Origin of the sequence: Pseudomonas sp. BJa3 (assembly GCF_026343815.1) — a bacterium.
GTDB lineage: Bacteria > Pseudomonadota > Gammaproteobacteria > Pseudomonadales > Pseudomonadaceae > Aquipseudomonas > Aquipseudomonas soli.
Genome location: NZ_JAOXMC010000007.1, coordinates 117,771 through 135,137, shown reverse-complemented (window position 1 = coordinate 135,137; position 17,367 = coordinate 117,771). Strand labels below are relative to the sequence as shown.

At 66.0% G+C, this 17,367-nt stretch carries 16 protein-coding genes; 7 read left to right on the top strand and 9 right to left on the bottom strand.

The window, feature by feature from the left end; all coding sequences use genetic code 11:
* Positions 1-69 precede the first annotated feature (69 nt).
* Positions 70-1,743 (bottom strand): AMP-binding protein, encoded by a 1,674-nt coding sequence (locus OH705_RS10370; RefSeq protein ID WP_267302116.1) that lies wholly within the window; start codon positions 1,741-1,743, stop codon positions 70-72.
* A 279-nt stretch (positions 1,744-2,022) separates the two neighbouring features.
* Between OH705_RS10370 and OH705_RS10365 the strand changes: the two genes are divergently transcribed.
* The 4 genes from OH705_RS10365 to OH705_RS10350 are packed head-to-tail and all read left to right on the top strand — an operon-like array spanning position 2,023 to position 7,578.
* The gene (locus tag OH705_RS10365; protein ID WP_023631987.1) at positions 2,023-3,186 is read left to right on the top strand and encodes an isovaleryl-CoA dehydrogenase; all 1,164 of its coding nucleotides are present in this window, start codon (positions 2,023-2,025) and stop codon (positions 3,184-3,186) included.
* A 19-nt stretch (positions 3,187-3,205) separates the two neighbouring features.
* Entirely contained in the window at positions 3,206-4,813 is a 1,608-nt protein-coding gene (locus OH705_RS10360) for a carboxyl transferase domain-containing protein (protein ID WP_038705778.1), read from the top strand.
* A gap of 3 nt (positions 4,814-4,816) precedes the next feature.
* A complete protein-coding gene (locus tag OH705_RS10355) occupies positions 4,817-5,626 on the top strand; it encodes a gamma-carboxygeranoyl-CoA hydratase (protein ID WP_038705777.1) in 810 nt (269 codons plus the stop codon).
* The gene (locus OH705_RS10350) at positions 5,623-7,578 is read left to right on the top strand and encodes an acetyl/propionyl/methylcrotonyl-CoA carboxylase subunit alpha (RefSeq protein WP_267302115.1); all 1,956 of its coding nucleotides are present in this window, start codon (positions 5,623-5,625) and stop codon (positions 7,576-7,578) included. Before OH705_RS10355 ends, OH705_RS10350 begins: the two co-directional genes overlap by 4 nt.
* A gap of 133 nt (positions 7,579-7,711) precedes the next feature.
* On the opposite strand, the gene OH705_RS10345 is transcribed toward OH705_RS10350, so the two are convergent.
* Complete coding sequence (locus OH705_RS10345) at positions 7,712-8,419, bottom strand: S24 family peptidase (RefSeq protein ID WP_031316878.1); 708 nt, start codon at positions 8,417-8,419, stop codon at positions 7,712-7,714.
* A gap of 89 nt (positions 8,420-8,508) precedes the next feature.
* Here OH705_RS10345 and OH705_RS10340 point away from each other — a divergent pair, with 89 nt between their 5' ends.
* The 3 genes from OH705_RS10340 (at position 8,509) to OH705_RS10330 (ending at position 11,022) form a co-directional block, all read left to right on the top strand.
* Complete coding sequence (locus tag OH705_RS10340) at positions 8,509-8,823, top strand: DUF6124 family protein (protein ID WP_023632873.1); 315 nt, start codon at positions 8,509-8,511, stop codon at positions 8,821-8,823.
* 431 nt (positions 8,824-9,254) lie between these two features.
* On the top strand, positions 9,255-9,770 hold the full coding sequence (locus tag OH705_RS10335; RefSeq protein ID WP_267302114.1) for a DUF4880 domain-containing protein: 516 nt from the start codon (positions 9,255-9,257) through the stop codon (positions 9,768-9,770).
* Between the two features lie 103 nt (positions 9,771-9,873).
* Positions 9,874-11,022, top strand: coding sequence for a M14 family metallopeptidase (locus OH705_RS10330; protein WP_267302113.1), 1,149 nt, complete (start codon positions 9,874-9,876; stop codon positions 11,020-11,022).
* A 13-nt stretch (positions 11,023-11,035) separates the two neighbouring features.
* On the opposite strand, the gene OH705_RS10325 is transcribed toward OH705_RS10330, so the two are convergent.
* The 7 genes from OH705_RS10325 to OH705_RS10295 form a co-directional block, all read right to left on the bottom strand.
* Entirely contained in the window at positions 11,036-12,004 is a 969-nt protein-coding gene (locus OH705_RS10325; protein WP_267302112.1) for a spore coat U domain-containing protein, read from the bottom strand.
* Entirely contained in the window at positions 12,001-14,334 is a 2,334-nt protein-coding gene (locus tag OH705_RS10320) for a fimbria/pilus outer membrane usher protein (RefSeq protein WP_267302228.1), read from the bottom strand. Before OH705_RS10320 ends, OH705_RS10325 begins: the two co-directional genes overlap by 4 nt.
* 68 nt (positions 14,335-14,402) lie before the next feature.
* On the bottom strand, positions 14,403-15,179 hold the full coding sequence (locus OH705_RS10315; RefSeq protein ID WP_038705773.1) for a molecular chaperone: 777 nt from the start codon (positions 15,177-15,179) through the stop codon (positions 14,403-14,405).
* A 34-nt stretch (positions 15,180-15,213) separates the two neighbouring features.
* A complete protein-coding gene (locus OH705_RS10310; RefSeq protein ID WP_023632358.1) occupies positions 15,214-15,717 on the bottom strand; it encodes a spore coat U domain-containing protein in 504 nt (167 codons plus the stop codon).
* A gap of 3 nt (positions 15,718-15,720) precedes the next feature.
* A complete protein-coding gene (locus OH705_RS10305; protein WP_023632357.1) occupies positions 15,721-16,254 on the bottom strand; it encodes a spore coat U domain-containing protein in 534 nt (177 codons plus the stop codon).
* Positions 16,255-16,271: 17 nt separating this feature from the next.
* Positions 16,272-16,805, bottom strand: coding sequence for a spore coat U domain-containing protein (locus tag OH705_RS10300; protein ID WP_038707477.1), 534 nt, complete (start codon positions 16,803-16,805; stop codon positions 16,272-16,274).
* Between the two features lie 24 nt (positions 16,806-16,829).
* The gene (locus tag OH705_RS10295; RefSeq protein ID WP_160290851.1) at positions 16,830-17,357 is read right to left on the bottom strand and encodes a spore coat U domain-containing protein; all 528 of its coding nucleotides are present in this window, start codon (positions 17,355-17,357) and stop codon (positions 16,830-16,832) included.
* Positions 17,358-17,367: the final 10 nt, after the last annotated feature.

Genomic DNA, 17,367 nt, shown 5'->3' with positions numbered 1-17,367 from the left:
AGCGTGCCCCGCGTCAAGGCGCGGGGCACGTTCACTCGAAAGCATCGACCAGTGCCCTCGCACGCCAGATCATCTGCCGCCGATTTGCGCGACGCTGATCTCGCGCATGCGAAACTTCTGCACCTTCCCCGTCACCGTCATCGGGAATTCATCGACAAAGCGAAAATGCCTTGGCGCCTTGAAATGCGCCAGCCTAGCCTTGCACCACTGCTGCAGCTCATCCGCCGTGGCGCTGTGCCCCGGGTGCAGGCGAATCCACGCCACCACCTCCTCGCCATACTTGCTGCACGGAATTCCCACCACCTGCGCCTCGGCCACCGCCGGGTGTGTGTGAAAGAACTCCTCCAGCTCGCGCGGATAGATGTTCTCGCCGCCGCGAATGATCATGTCCTTGTTGCGCCCGACGATGCGCACGTAACCGGCTTCGTCCATCACCGCCAGGTCGCCGCTGTGCATCCAGCCGGCCGGGTCGATGGCGTCATGGGTGGCCTGGAGGTTGTCCCAGTAGCCGAGCATCACGCTATAGCCGCGGGTGCACAGCTCGCCGATCTCGCCTTGCGCGACGATGCGCCCGTCGGCATCCACCAGCTTGGTCTCCAGATGCGGCTGGGTGCGGCCCACGGTGGTCACGCGCAACTCCAGGCCATCGTCGGGGCCGGTCTGCAACGACACCGGGCTGGTCTCGGTCATGCCGTAGGCGATCTGCACTTCGGCCATGTGCAACTGGTCGATCACCTTGCGCATCACCTCGATCGGGCAAGTGGCGCCGGCCATGATGCCGCTGCGCAGGCTGGAAAGGTCCATGGCCTGGCGTGACGGATGGTCGAGCATGGCGATGAACATGGTCGGCACGCCATAGAGGATGCTGGCACGCTCCTCGGCCACGGCGCGCAGGGTCAGCTCCGGGTCGAAGGCATCATTGGGGTAGACCATGGTGCTGCCGTGGGTGATGCAGCCGAGGTTGGCCATGACCATGCCGAAGCAGTGGTACAGCGGCACCGGGATGACCATGCGGTCGCGCTCGGTCAGGCCCAGGCTCTGGCCGACCATGTAGCCGTTGTTGAGGATGTTGTAGTGGCTCAGGGTCGCGCCCTTGGGCGCGCCGGTGGTGCCGGAGGTGTACTGGATGTTCACCGGCTGGTCGAACTGCAGGCCCTGCTGTCGCGCCTGATAGGCGTCAACATCGACTGCCCCTGCCCGCCCGGCCAAGGCGGCCCAGGGCAGGAAGCCTGAAGGCGGCTCGGCGGCCAGGCTGATCACGCCGCGCAGGTCGGGCAGGCGTTCACTGGCCAGTTCGCCCAATGCGTGGGTGGCCAGTTCAGGCACCAGCTCCTGCACCATCGCGTGGTAGTCGGAGGTCTTGAAGGCATCGGCGCACACCAGCCAGCGGCAACCGGACTGACGCAGCACGTATTCCAGCTCACCCACCCGGTAGGCCGGGTTGATGTTGACCAGGATCGCGCCGACCTTGGCGGTGGCCAGCTGCAGGATGGACCACTGGGCGCAGTTGGGCGCCCAGATACCGACCCGTTCGCCCTCCTCCACCCCAAGCGCCATCAGCGCCCGGGCCTGCACATCGACCTCGGCGGCCAGCTCGCGCCAGCTGTAGCGCAGGCCCTGGTGACGCACCACCAGTGCCTCGCGCTCGCCGTGGCGGGCGACGGTGGCATCGAAGACCTGGCCGATGGTCAGGGTCAGCAAGGGGTGGTCCTGACGGCCGCGGGTATAGCTTGGTTGAGGCATGGTGATCCCTTCTTGTGGTTGTTCTGGGCATGACTGAAGCAGGCGGCAAATACTCTGGCGCAGATTTACGTTTACGTAAAGGTGATGATGCGATTGACAGCCCCGGACGGCAGGTTTACGTTAACGTCAACCACGAGCACCGACCCTGTGGGAGCGGGTTTGCCCGCGATGAGGCCGGACCAGACAACATCGCTGGCCGTTCTGACGGGCATCGCGGGCAAGCCCGCTCCCACAGGGTCGGTGCAGTACCTCGAATTTCAAGAACAACAAGGTGCCCCCATGCATTACCCCAGCCTGAACTTCGCCCTGGGCGAGACCATCGACATGCTCCGTGACCAGGTGCGCACCTTCGTTGCCGCCGAGCTGGCGCCGCGCGCCGCGCAGATCGACCATGACAACCTGTTCCCTGCCGACATGTGGCGCAAGTTCGGCGACATGGGCCTGCTGGGCATCACCGTGCCGGAGGAATACGGCGGCGCCGGCCTGGGCTACCTGGCCCACGTGGTGTCGATGGAAGAGATCAGCCGGGGCTCGGCGTCGGTGGCCCTGTCCTACGGCGCCCACTCCAACCTGTGCGTCAACCAGATCAACCGCAACGGCACTCACGAGCAGAAGCTCAAATACCTGCCCAAGCTGATCAGCGGCGAGCACATCGGCGCCCTGGCCATGAGCGAGCCCAACGCCGGCTCCGACGTGGTGTCGATGAAACTGCGCGCCGAAAAGCGCGGCGACCGCTACGTGCTCAACGGCAGCAAGACCTGGATCACCAACGGTCCCGACGCCAACACCTACGTGATCTACGCCAAGACCGACCTGGACAAGGGCCCCCACGGCATTACCGCGTTCATCGTCGAGCGCGACTGGAAAGGCTTCAGCCGCAGCAACAAGTTCGACAAGCTCGGCATGCGCGGCTCCAACACCTGCGAGCTGTTCTTCGATGACGTCGAAGTACCGCAAGAAAACATCCTCGGCCAGCTCAACGGCGGCGTGCGCGTGCTGATGAGCGGCCTGGACTACGAGCGCGTGGTGCTGTCGGGCGGCCCGACCGGCATCATGCAGAGCTGCATGGACCTGGTCGTGCCGTACATCCACGACCGCAAGCAGTTCGGCCAGAGCATCGGCGAGTTCCAGCTGATCCAGGGCAAGATCGCCGACATGTACACCCAGCTCAATGCCAGCCGCGCCTACCTGTACGCCGTGGCCCAGGCCTGCGACCGCGCCGAGACCACTCGCAAGGACGCCGCCGGGGTCATCCTCTACACCGCCGAACGCGCCACGCAGATGGCCCTGGAAGCGATCCAGATCCTCGGCGGCAACGGCTACATCAATGAATTCCCGGCTGGCCGCCTGTTGCGCGACGCCAAGCTGTACGAGATTGGCGCCGGCACCAGCGAGATCCGCCGGATGCTGATCGGCCGCGAACTGTTCAACGAAACCCGCTGAGCATAAGGAACGGGCGCACATGGCTACCCTGCACACCCAGATCAACCCGCGCTCGGCGGAATTCGCCGCCAACAGCGCGGCCATGCTCGAACAGGTCCAGGCCCTGCGCGGCCTGCTCGCCCAGGTCAGTCAGGGCGGCGGGCCGAAGGCTCAGGAGCGGCATACCTCGCGGGGCAAGCTGCTGCCTCGCGAGCGTATCGACCGCCTGCTCGACCCGGGCTCGGCGTTCCTCGAGATCGGCCAGCTGGCCGCCCATGAGGTGTACGGCGAAGACGTGCCGGCCGCCGGCGTGATCGCCGGCATCGGCCGCGTCGAAGGCGTGGAATGCATGATCGTGGCCAACGACGCCACGGTCAAAGGCGGCTCCTACTACCCGCTGACCGTGAAGAAACACCTGCGCGCCCAGACCATCGCCCTGCAGAACCGTCTGCCATGCATCTATCTGGTGGACTCCGGCGGCGCCAACCTGCCTCGTCAGGACGAGGTGTTCCCCGACCGTGAGCACTTCGGGCGGATCTTCTTCAACCAGGCCAACATGAGTGCCCTGGGCATCCCGCAGATTGCCGTGGTGATGGGCTCGTGCACCGCCGGTGGCGCCTATGTGCCGGCCATGGCCGACGAAGCGATCATGGTGCGCCAGCAGGCGACCATCTTCCTCGCAGGCCCCCCCCTGGTAAAGGCCGCAACCGGTGAAGTGGTCAGCGCCGAGGACCTCGGCGGCGCCGACGTGCATTGCCGCACCAGCGGCGTGGCCGATCACTATGCCGACAACGACGAGCACGCCCTGGCCATCGCCCGGCGCAGCGTCGCCAACCTCAACTGGCACAAGCAGGGCAAGCTGCAATGCCAGGCGCCGATTGCACCGCTGTATGGCGCAGAAGAGCTGTACGGCGTGGTTCCAGCCGACGCCAAGCAACCGTTCGACGTGCGCGAGGTGATTGCACGCCTGGTAGATGGCTCGGTGTTCGATGAGTTCAAGGCGCTGTTCGGCACCACCCTGGTGTGCGGCTTCGCCCACTTGCACGGCTACCCGGTGGCAATCCTGGCCAACAACGGCATCCTCTTTGCCGAGGCTGCACAGAAAGGCGCGCACTTCATCGAACTGGCCTGCCAACGCGGCATCCCGCTGCTGTTCCTGCAGAACATCACCGGTTTCATGGTCGGCAAGAAGTACGAGGAAGGCGGCATCGCCAAGCACGGCGCCAAACTGGTGACCGCGGTGGCCTGCGCCCAGGTGCCGAAGTTCACGGTGATCATCGGCGGCAGCTTCGGCGCCGGCAACTATGGCATGTGCGGCCGCGCCTACGACCCGCGCTTCCTGTGGATGTGGCCTAACGCCCGCATCGGCGTGATGGGCGCCGAGCAGGCCGCTGGCGTGCTGGCCCAGGTCAAGCGCGAGCAGAGCGAGCGCAGCGGCGAGGTTTTCAGCAGCGAAGACGAGAAGAAGCTCAAGCAGCCGATCCTCGACCAGTACGAACGCCAGGGCCACCCCTACTACTCCAGCGCCCGGCTGTGGGACGACGGTGTCATCGACCCGGCGCAGACCCGCGACGTGCTCGGCCTGGCGTTGTCCGCCGCGCTGAACGCCCCGATCGAACAAAGCCGCTTCGGCATTTTCCGGATGTGACCCATGAGCGAATTCGCCACCCTTGAACTGGTCAAGGACCCTCGCGGCTTCGCCACCCTGTGGCTGAGCCGGGAAGACAAGAACAACGCCTTCAACGCGCAGATGATCCGCGAGCTGATCGTCGCCATCGACCAACTGGGCGAGGACGCCAGCCTGCGCTTCGTGGTGCTGCGCGGCCGTGGCCGGCACTTCAGCGCCGGCGCCGACCTTGCCTGGATGCAGCAGTCGGCGCAGCTGGACTTCAACACCAACCTGGACGACGCCCATGAGCTGGGCGAGCTGATGTACGCCCTGCACCGGCTCAAAGTGCCGACCCTGGCCGTGGTCCAGGGCGCGGCCTTTGGCGGCGCGCTGGGGCTGATCAGTTGCTGCGACATGGCCATCGGTGCCGAAGACGCGCAGCTGTGCCTGTCGGAGGTGCGCATCGGCCTGGCGCCGGCGGTGATCAGCCCGTTCGTGGTCAAGGCCATCGGCGAGCGCGCCGCCCGCCGCTACGCCCTCACCGCCGAGCGTTTCAGCGGCGTGCGCGCCCGCGACCTCGGCCTGCTGGCCGAGGTGTACCCGGCCGCCGAACTGGACGCCCAGGTCGAGGCCTGGGTCGATAACCTGCTGCACAACAGCCCGCAGGCGCTGCGCGCCACCAAGGACCTGTTGCGCGAAGTGGATGACGGCGAGCTGAGCCCGGCCCTGCGCCGCTACTGCGAGAACACCATCGCCCGCATCCGCGTCAGCGCCGAAGGCCAGGAGGGCCTGCGCGCCTTCCTGGAAAAACGCCGCCCTGCCTGGCAAGACAACAAGGAACCGCGCCCATGAGCCGACCCACGCTGACCACCCTGCTGGTCGCCAACCGCGGCGAGATCGCCTGCCGGGTGATGCGCACCGCCAAGGCCATGGGCCTGACCACCGTGGCCGTGCACAGCGCCACCGACCGCGACGCGCGCCACAGCCGCGAGGCTGATATCCGCGTCGACCTCGGTGGCAGCAAGGCCGCCGACAGCTACCTGGTGATCGACAAGTTGCTCGCCGCGGCCAAGGCCAGCGGCGCCCAGGCGATCCACCCGGGCTATGGCTTTCTGTCCGAAAACGCCGGTTTCGCCCGCGCCATCGAACAGGCCGGGCTGATCTTCCTTGGCCCACCGGCCAGCGCCATCGACGCCATGGGCAGCAAGTCGGCGGCCAAGGCGCTGATGGAAGCCGCCGGGGTGCCGCTGGTGCCGGGCTACCACGGTGAGGCCCAGGATCTGGAAACCTTCCGCGCCGCCGCCGAGCGCATCGGCTACCCGGTGCTGCTCAAGGCCAGCGCCGGCGGTGGCGGTAAGGGCATGAAGGTGGTCGAGGAGGAAAGCCAGCTGGCCGACGCCCTGGCCTCGGCGCAACGTGAAGCGCAGTCGTCGTTCGGCGATGCGCGGATGCTGGTCGAGAAGTACGTGCTCAAGCCACGTCATGTGGAGATCCAGGTGTTCGCCGACCAGCACGGCCACTGCCTGTACCTCAACGAGCGTGACTGCTCGATCCAGCGCCGCCACCAGAAAGTGGTCGAGGAAGCCCCGGCGCCGGGCCTGTCCCCCGAGCTGCGCAAGGCCATGGGCGAGGCTGCGGTACGCGCCGCCCAGGCCATCGGCTATGTGGGCGCCGGTACCGTGGAGTTCCTGCTCGATGCCCGCGGCGAGTTCTTCTTCATGGAGATGAACACTCGCCTGCAGGTGGAGCATCCGGTCACCGAGGCCATCACCGGGCTCGACCTGGTGGCCTGGCAGATCCGCGTGGCCTGCGGTGAGCCGCTGCCTTTGACTCAAGAGCAGGTGCCGCTGATCGGCCATGCCATCGAGGTGCGGCTGTACGCGGAGGATCCGGCCAACGAATTCCTCCCGGCCACCGGCACCCTGGCGCTGTACCGCGAGTCGGCGCCGGGCGAAGGCCGTCGGGTGGACAGCGGTGTCAGCGAGGGCGATGTGGTATCGCCGTTCTACGACCCGATGCTGGGCAAGCTGATTGCCTGGGGGCAGGACCGCGAGCAAGCGCGCCTGCGACTGCTGGCGATGCTCGATGAGTTCGCCATTGGCGGGCTGAAGACCAACATTGCCTTCCTGCGCCGCATCCTGGCGCACCCGGCGTTTGCCGAGGCGGAGCTGGACACTGGCTTCATCCCGCGTCACCAGGATGTGCTGCTACCCCCGCCACAGGCGCTACCGGCGCAGTTCTGGGAGGCCGCCGCCGAAGCCTGGCTGCAAGGTGAGCCAGCGCAACTGCGCCAGGACGACCCCGCCTCGCCCTGGACCTTGCGCGATGGCCTGCGCCTGGGGCTGCCGGCACGCAGCAGCCTGCACCTGCAAAGCGACGGACATGAGCAGGCGGTGGCGCTGGAGCGTAGTGCGCCTTCGACTTATCGCCTGGAGGGTGAGCAACTGTGCCATGAGCAGGACGGCTTGCGCCGTCGTTACCTGGCGGTTCGCCGGGGCGGCACGCTGTACCTGCAGTGGCAGGGCGAACTGCACGCTGTCAGCGCCCATGATCCGATCGCTGCGGCCGAGGCCAGCCACAGCCACCAGGGCGGGCTGGAGGCGCCGATGAACGGCAGTATCGTGCGGGTGCTGGTGGAGCCGGGGCAGGTGATCGAGGCCGGTACAGCGCTGGTAGTGCTAGAGGCGATGAAGATGGAGCACAGCATTCGGGCGCCCCATGATGGGACGGTAAAGGCGCTGTTCTGCCAGGAGGGGGATATGGTCAGCGAGGGAACAGTGTTGGTCGAGCTGGAGGAGGCGTAACGGCGGCAATGTGTTCGCCGAAAGGGTTGTTTCGCCTATGAGATCGAGCGCCGCGCGGGCGGCGCTCGATCTAGAGAGCGCTGCAAGCCCCCCGCTTGGCACCACGCAGCCCTAACACGGTCTGCGCGGGCACCTAAAGCACCCCGTGCATCCGCACCACAACGCCAATGAACTCGCACCCTTCCTCGCACACTAGCGTTGGATAGGCATTGTTGAGCGCCTTCAGATACCGCTGCCCACCCTCCTCGGTCAGCTGCCGAAAGATCGCGGACTTGCCAGGCAGCCGGGCAATCACCAGACGCCCCGGCTCGACGGCCACGCCGTCATCGACCAGGATTCGAACCCCTTCGGGCACGCTCCTGCCGCTGGCCGCGCTCATGGTGTCGTTCTCGACCCTCAGCCAGAACGCCTTGCCTTGGGCCAGGTAGTCGGTCTGTTCGAAGACATCGGATGCCTCCTCCTGCTCCTGACCCAACGCGGCCCACTCACGCAGCGGATAGCGGAAACACACGAAGTATTTCGCCTGCCCGTCGTCATCGTCCTCTTCCTCGAGGCCGTAACGCGCCGGCTCCTCCCCCACCTGCCCCAACACACGCAGCTGCATGCTGACCTGGTAATGCGGCATGCCCAGCTCGATGAACGTACGGTTCATCGAGTCGACCCGAGGCTGACGGCGCTTCTTCAGCCAATGGCCGATGCTGCCTTGGGAAACCCCAACGCGCTCGGCAAGCTGCTCCTGGGAGATATCGAGCTCCTCGATCCGTTCCCGAACCAGGGCTATCCATTTGTCCATATTCATCGCAGGCACGATACGGACTGACTCCTTGCGTTCAATACACATCAAGTAGTATTTGCCCAAACACATTTAAATACTTTAGGTATTAGAATCGAGCTTCACCTTTCACCTACTGGTATTCGCAGGTAATCAGGATGAACATCTCGAAAGAAACGGAAACAGATCTCGACGAAGAAGCAGCCCGCCGCGCCCTCGATTTCTACCTCAACCCCACGCCCACGCCCCGCGACCTGGAACGTTCACTGTGGACCCTGCGCGAAGGCGTCAGCAACGCGCAGGCCAGCGAACACGCCATGGCCCTGCTGCGATGCGCTGCAGCCACGGCACAGGAAACCGGCAACCATTTGCAGGGCACGACGCGGGAAGTGGTGTTTGCGCTGATGCACATGATCAACATGGCCCGCGCCCTGCTGGAGCAGTGCCACGCCACGGAAAAGGCAACGATCTGAAGGGAGAACGTGATAGCCGACGAACGGCAAAAGCCCCTATTGCCGGGGACGAGGAGTGCGTCAGGAAGAATTTTTTAGTCAATCGCTGAAAAATCATTTGACTGGCAAATGATAACGATTATTATTGCACTCAGCAGGTCGCGAGACCCGCTGGATAACCTGCAACGTCCTCAGGTCGGACGCTCAGATTATCTCCTCATCAGGCTAATCACGGTTTTTGACCCGGCTTTTTGCCGGGTCATTTTTTTTGGCTCTTCAGGCTAATGAAGATCGTTTAATGGCAGCGATAATAGCAAAAGTGTGTCAGCACGTGAATGCTCATTACAAATCTTTGCGGAATCAGCACTTGAGAATCAATCTCGTTTAGCCTAAGCTGGCTCTGCATCAAGGAAGATGCCCCCACCCCTTTCCTTATGAGCAAGGAGCTGTCCATGACCCGCCTGCTGCTGCCCCTCGAGCACGATCCGCGCCCTGCCGAACTGCACGCTGAAGACGCGCTACTGCATGCACTCAAGCGCTTGCCGCGCCGGGTCCAGCAAGTTTTCCTGCTCAACCGCCTCGACCAGCAGAGCTTCGCCGCCATCGCCGAGCGCCTGGACCTGCCACTGATCAGCATCGAGCGCCACATGAACCAGGCCCTGCAGACCGCCCGCGCCCCCGGCGACGCGCTGGCCAGCATCGCCGGCCAATGGTACGTGCGCCTGCAAAGCCCGCAGGTGACCGCCAGCGAACGCATCGACTTCCGCCGCTGGCTGGATGCCGACCCCGACCACCTGCGCGCCTTCCACGAAACCGAACTGCGCTGGCGCAGCCTGCTCGCCCCGGCGCGGCAATTGGGCCATGACGGCTGGTACCGGCAAGGGCGCGCGGCGCTGTCGCTGGGTGGCTGCTCGATTGCCGTCGGGCTTGGTGTTGCTGCGCTTGTGGCGCTGGGGCTGCTGACCTGATTCGCAGGGGCGGACTCATCCACGACTGCGTCAATTAACCTGCGCACCCGCACCACCAGGCGGTGTAGAGTACGGTCACAACAACGCCAACAGGAGGCTGGCAATGACCGTGACGCTCTCCCCGCTGCACATCGACTGCGATTTCGACTCCGGCAACATCCTGGTCCTGGACGCCAGCGACCCTGCCCACGTCCACCTGAACATCCGCAAGGACAGTCACAGCGACCACTTCCAGTGGTTCCATTTCAAGGCCAGCGGCCTGACTCCGGGCCAGGTCCATCGATTCAGCCTGGACAACGCCCACCAGTCCTCCTACAAGAACGCCTGGACCGGCTACCACGCCGTGGCCTCGTACGACCAGCAGACCTGGTTCCGCGTGCCCAGCCAGTTTGACGGCAAGGCCCTGAGCTTCGACGTCAAGGCCGAACAGCCACAAGCCTGGTTCGCCTACTTCGAGCCCTACCCCCGTGCACGCCACAACCAGTTGATCGAACGCGCCAAGCAGATCCCCGGCGTCGAACTGCTGGCCAGCGGGCGCAGCGTGCAGGGTCGGGATATTCCGCTGCTGCGCGCAGGCAACGGCGCGGCCGGCAAGCGCAAGCTGTGGATCATCGCCCAGCAGCATCCGGGCGAGCACATGGCCGAATGGTTCATGGAAGGTGTGATCGACGCCCTCGAGGCCAATGGCCCGGTCATCCAGCAACTGCTGGCCAAGGCCGACCTGTACCTGATCCCGAACATGAACCCGGACGGTGCCTTCCTCGGACACCTGCGCACCAACTTCAAGGGCAAGGACCTCAACCGCGCCTGGCAGGACGCCAGCGTCGAGCTGAGCCCCGAGGTGTTCTTTGCCCAGAGCCAGATGAAGCTGCATGGTGTGGACGCCTTCATCGATGCCCATGGCGACGAGGAGATCCCCCATGTGTTCACCGCGGCCTGCGAGGGCAACCCCGGCTACACGCCGCGCATCGCCAAGCTGGAAGAGCAGTTCCGCAGCACCCTGTGCAGCCTGACCCCGGACTTCCAGACCCAGTACGGCTACACCCGCGATGAGCCAGGCGAGGCCAACATGACCCTGGCCTGCAATGCCGTGGGCCAGGCCCATGACTGCCTGTCGCTGACCCTGGAGATGCCGTTCAAGGACCACGACGATGCGCCGAACCCGCGCACCGGCTGGTCGGGTGAGCGCTCCAAGGCGCTGGCCGGGGCGGTGCTTGAGACGTTGCTGAAGATGGTCGGCGATCTGCGCTGAGCTACGCCAGCACTCAGAACTGCACATCCAGAATCACGCTGTCGGTATAGGTCGCCGCCGGCGGCGTGGCCTGGTCGGTGTACACCTTGGCGTTGTAGTTGAACACCTGGCTGCCCGTGCCGGTCCCCGCCCCCGGATTCACTTCGGCATCGCTGCTCGAACGCCGCGCCGCGCCCACCGAGCCCCAGCGCACCGCGCCGGCGCTCTTGAAGATGTCATAGGCCAGGTAGTTATTGGCACTGGACTTCATTCGCCGCCGCCCGCCCGCACCATTCTGCCCGTCATCCAGCCCCACCGTGTAGTTGCTGCCCTTGGTGCACGACACGCTCAAGCTCTGGTTCACCGTGCCAAACCCGGCCACCACCGGTGCGCTGGCGAAACTGATGTTGGGCGTGGTGATCTGGCAGTCGTTGCTTACCGTCAGGCTGACATTGAGGGTATTGCTACCACTGCCAATATCGCGCCCCAGGCAGATACTGCCGATGCCGATACCAGAGCAGTAGTTCCAGCTCCAGGCGACGGTCAGCGTTTCCTGGTACAGGCCGGCGGCGACGTTGCTACCGATCTGTGTACGCAGATAGATCGGTACTGCCTTGGGCGTCGTGCCATTGAGGAGGCCGAGCAGGTCGATGATGCCATTGCGGGCAAAGTCGAAGGCAACGCCCCGGGTGATCGGGTAGTTGACGCTGTTGTCGGCGTACAGGGTGTAGTTGATCACATCGCCGGTCGGGCCGACCAGGCCACCGGAGGCGGGCGTGATGGTTGCGTAGAAGTGGTCATTGCTGGACAGCAGGCTGAGCAGCGAGCCGGTACACTGCAAGCCGGAATTGGTGGTAGAGGCAGTCTGCACGGTGGTACGTACCAGCGTCGAGTTGACGGTGCCGAACGCTGCTGGCGTGGTGGCCACCGATGAGCACAGTGCCCAGGCCGGGCATGGCGCCAGCAACAGGCCAAACAGCAGGCCGTGCCGTTGAACATTCACTGGCACACCAGCGGACCGATCAACGGGATCGGCCCCTGCCCTTCAGGCAGGTCGAACGCCACCTGGCACTGCCCACCGTCGGCCTTGTCCACCTGCAGGCGATTGTGCGGCGCCAGGTTTTCCAGGTAGACCAGCCCGTCCCAGCCCACCACCGCCTCGACGCCGCTTTCCTGGTGGCGTACACGGCTGCCCAGCTTGAGCTCCTGTTGATTGCCGTCGACCAACACCAGGCTCGCCGCCATCACACGCTTGAGCGGGAACTCCAGCAGGTAGCCACTGCCACGGCGCACCGCCACTCGCTGTTCCACCTGCGGCGCCAGCACATCGGCGGGCAGGTCCATGGGGTCGATCTCGTATTTGCCGCGGTAATAGCCGCTGCTGTAAGGCACCAGCAAGTGGCCATTGCGGTCAGTGCGGCCGATCTGCTGGTTCTCGTAGCGCACCGGCACGTCGGCGTAGCCGCTGGTGCTGACCACCACAAAGGCGTCGTCGATGCGGTTGGCGGCGAACAGCCCCGCATCCATCAGCACCAGCGAACCGCTGGCGTCGGCCCAGCGGGTCATTTCGCCGCTGCTGCCGTAGGCACCCACCTGCAACTGCACCGACTGCAGGCGCCAGGTCAGGTCGGCCTGGCGGTAGTCGTCGCGGTTGCCGCCGGTGGCGTAGCCCAGGTTGTAGCCCAGCCCACCCCCCACCGGCACCGCCTGGCTGTAGTTGACCCGCTGCAGGTCCTGGCCGTCCTTGCCGCGCTCGGCGCTGAAGGCCAGCGTGCCGTGCAGGTCGAAGGGGATCACCAGTTGCGCCTGCACCGCCCACTGGCTGTCACCGACCTCGCGGTTGGCGGACAGGTACAGGCTGCTGTTGCGCCACAGCGGCTTGCTCCAGCTGAGGTTGATCAGCCGCGTGCGCGTGCCGTCACCAGCGCGCACATCGAAGTAGCCGGCGCCGAGGCTGCCGTAACTGTCCAGGTTCAGGCTCAGGGTCGCCTGCTCGCTGCGCTGGCTCAGGCGCGTGTAGGGGCTGTCGACCCGCGACAGGTCGGCGTAGTCGCCATGGCGCTGCACGCGCTGGTAGTTGAAGCCGATGCGCCGGCTGTTGTACTGGTAGCCCAGCGCCAGCTGCTGGCCTGTATCGCCTTCGAAGCGGCTCTGGGACACTGCCGCATTGATCACGCCGAATGTGCCAAGGCGCAGGTTGCCGCCCAGGCCGCCGAGCATCAGCGACTCGGCGCTCTCGGCATGGGTTTCCACGGTGAAGTAATCGGACAGCCCGTGGCGCAGGGTCGCCGAGGCCACACCCGGGCCATAGGCGAAATCGCGCACGGCGTAGTCGCGACGCAGGCTGCCGGCAGCCACCGAGAAGTCCGACAGGCCTTTGGCCAACAGGCTGCTGGTGACATAGAACGGCAAGGTGGTCGACACCTGCCGGCCCAGGGCATCGGTGGTGACCACCACCGCTTCGCCGGCGCCGTTGATGAACGGCACGTTGGTCAGGGTGTAAGGGCCAGGCTGCAACTCGGTACTGCTGCTCTTGTAGCCGTTGATGAACAGGTCCAGCGAGGTCGGCACAGCGGCTTCGCCGGCAAAGGCAGGCAGTGGATAGGTGACCAAGTCGGGACGGGCGCCGAAGTCGCGGGACAGTTGCAGGCCACCCACGCGCACCGAGGTGGTCCAGGGCAGCGCGCCGGTCACCAGGTCGCCAGCCTCATAGGTGAGCAGGCGCTGCTCGTCGGTGTAGCGGAAGGTGCTGTCGTAGCGCAGGAAGCCCTGCCGGCCCTGGGCCTGGGCGCCATTGAACGACTGGCGCCATTGCCCGGTGGTGGAAAAGGTGCCCCAGTCGTCGAACAGGCGCAGCTCGTTCCAGGCGGCCAGGTAGCTGCCGCCCTCATCGGTGTCGTTGAGGTAGGCGTCGTAGTTGAGCAAGGCACCGAAGCTGCTGCGGGCGTCGCTGGCGGGGTAGAGGTTGCGATCACCGACCTGCTGGTCGGGCAGCCAGGCTGGCGGCACCTGCAGCAGCAGGCGCTGGTTCTGGTTGTCATAGTCGCTGTGCAGGCCGGGGATATCGTCCAGGGCCACCTCGCCCTGAGGCTCGGCCGGCAGCCTGACGCCCGCCTCGCGCAGCACCTCGCTGGCCAGGTACAGCCGCCCGGCGCGCTGCTGGACCGGCACCAGCTCAGCCTTTGCCACCTGATTCACCAGCAGGTCGAGGTACAGCGTGGCGTCGGCGATGGCGGCATGTTCCGAGGGCGGCGGCGGCAGCTCGTCGGCCACGCCCAGGCCGGGCCCCAGCACCGCCAGGCCCAGCCACAACCGGTGCGTTGCCACCCGCACCCAGCTCACACACGATTTCCAACCATTACCGGGTCCTCCCTGGCCCCTGTGATCCGTTCAAGCGTGGGTCATTGCCCCTGTTTGATGGCCTGCGCCACCTCCTGGCCGTTGACCCGCCCTTTCAGCACGCTGGCGGCACCCGGCGTGGCCGGTGCCGGCCAGCGCATGCTGGCGCCGGGCAACACATAGCCGAGCAGCCCTTCGACCAATGGCCTGTCCTGGCCAGCCTGCTGCAGCACCACGTCGGTCAGGCGCGCATGCACAGGCCCCGTGTTGCGCAGCTCGACATAGGGCTTGCCCTGCACCGTGACCGCGCGCCAGCTCAGCTGCGGCTTGCCCACGCCTTCGGCGCTGCGCTTGCCCTCCGGGTCGGGCTTGCCCCACAGCCCTTCGCCGTAGACGAACAGCGGCACCGAATAACGCATCTGCAGGCGGATCGCCGCCTTCGGCCCTTCGCTGGCGGCATCAGCCGGCAACGGCGAGGGGATTTCGTCGATGATGATGCGGTACGCCTGCTCCTGGCCCGCGGGCGAACTACCCGTGCGGGTCAGGCGGATCAGTTGCTTCTGGCCCGCCGGGATATTGGCCACCGGCGGGCTGCCGATTATCTCGCGCTGGGCCTGGAACTGCTCCTGGTACTCGCCCTGGCGCCAGGCGAACACCCGCACCTGCAGGCTGGCCGGCGCCGTGCCACGGTTTTCCAGCCACAGCGCACCGGCCTTCTGGTCGGCCTCCAGCACCGGGTCGATCGGCCAGATCAACACCGAAGTGGCCGCGAAAGCCGGTGCACTGGCCAACAGCAGCAGCCCGATGATCCCACGCGCCCAGTTAACGCCTGCCCCCATGCCCCTCTCCTTCTCTGTTATCCGCAGTAGCCTTTCACCAGGTCACCGTCACTTGCACGACATCGGTGTAGGTCCCTGCCGGCAAGGTGCCGGTCAGGGTGGTACGGCCATAGACCGGCAGTTTGATTGCGGTCGGGTCGCTGTAGCTCACCGCCACGCTGCTGCCGATACCCAGGCTCTGGCTGAAACCGGCATCGCGGTATAGCTGGTAGGCCAGCAATTGCGTACCGCCCGAACGCTTGAGGTTGCGCGTGCCGCTGGCGCTGTTCTGGCCGCCGTCCAGGCTCATGCTCAGGGCCACGCCGGGGGTGCACTGAAACGTCACCGTGCTGCCGCCCAGCGAAGTGCTCAGGGTGGCCGTGGACAGTGCCGAGCTGGTGCCGTAGTCGAGCACGCCATAGGCCGTCACGCCGCCGACGACCAGGCAGCCGGCGACGATCTGTGCCGTCACCTGGAAGGTGCTGGTGGTGACCGCGTGGGCGCCCTGGGTCAATGTCAGGCACAAGCCGACCGCCAGTAGCCGCGCAGTGCCTGGCATGGCTCAGAAACTCAGCTCGACCGCCACCGTGTCGGTGTACACCCCGGCCGGCAGGCCGGCTTTACCCCGGGCCTGGCCATACAGGTTGACGGTCTGCGCCACGCCGGTACTGGTCGGCAGGGTGATGGTGCCGTCGATCGCCAACAGCTGGGTGTGCCCGGCGTCGGTGTAGAAGTCGTAGGGCACGAAATTACCCGCGCCATCGGCCAAGGCCCGGGTCCCGCCGGCGGACTGCGAGTCATGGGCGCCGGCACGTACCTTGATCGTCGGCACCGTGCCTGCCGAGCAGAGAATGCTCATGGCTCCGCCACCACCGCCGAGCACCTGGCCATTGGCGGTGGTGAACAGTGAATCCTGGGTGCCGAAGTTGAGGCTGCCGAAATTCAGCCCGGAAGTGCCACCGCTGCCGTTGACCTGGCAGGCAGCGGTCAGGGTCAGGGTCGAGCTGATGGTGCCGGTTACGGTGGCGGCCTGGGCCTGGGCAGCCAGGGCGAGGCCAAGGCTGGCGAGGATGCAGCGGGTGAGGTGCTTGGGCATCAGAATCTCCTTGCGTGTTACCAGTCCAGGGTCACCCTGAGGGTGTCGCGATACAGCCCGGCAGGCAGCGCGCGCGGTTGCGCGACCACCACGCCGTAGATGGGCACGGGCACTTGCTGGGTACTGCTGATGGTGAAGGTACGGGCCTGGCCGATGCCGTAGCGGCTGTTGCCGCCCGGGTCGATGGCCAGCTGGTAGGGAATGAGCTCACGACCGTTGCTCAGGCGGCGCACGCCGTCGCTGCCGTTCTGCCCGGCATTGATGCGCACGCTGAACGCGCGTACCTGGGGCGAACAGCTGATCTGCAGGCTGCCCTCGCCGCCGGCCTCGTCAACCCGGCTGGTCAGGGGTTGGTCCCAGGTCGGCCCCCGCGCACCGAAGTCCATCAACCCCGGGTTGCCCAGGGTGGCCGGTTGCGGGTCGCTGCTGATCTGGCAGGCGGCGCTGATCACCAGGCGCGCCTGGATGAAACCGGTGGTGGTGCCGTGGGCCGCGCCACTGGGCAGCAGCAGCGGGCCAAGGGTGAGCAGCAGGATCGAACCACGGTGCAGCGCGTCCATGAGCATGAAGCCTCCCTACCAGGTGACCGTGACTTTGAGCAGATCGGCATACAGGCCAGCGCGGGGCACCCAGGCCAGCTTGTCGATCCGTGCGTAGAGGGGAAGCTCCACCGAGCCGCTGTCCGGCACCCGCGCCGATTGCGCAACGTCCACCGCTAGCGGCTGGCGCCAGGTGGCGTCGCGGTACAGCCGGTAGGGAATCGGTCGAGCTTGGGCGTCATGGCTTGCCAGATAGCGCAGCTCGCCGACACCGCCGTGCTGGCCGCCATCCACACGCACCTGGTAGGGGGTATCGGGGTTACACTCCAGGCGCGGCGGGCGCCGGGCCAGCAGCACGCCACTCAACGGCGCATCGGGGCCATCCAGGCGCGCCGCGCTGCCCAGGTCGATGCGCCCCTGCGCCTGCGGGCCGGCATCGCGTTGCTGGTTGACCAGCATGCACCCGCGCTGCACGCGTACCTGCACTTCGACGAGAAAATCCGCTGCCATGGCGTTGCCACTCAACCACAGGCCCAACAGCATGGCCAGCCAGCGCTCAGTCACCGGTCGATCC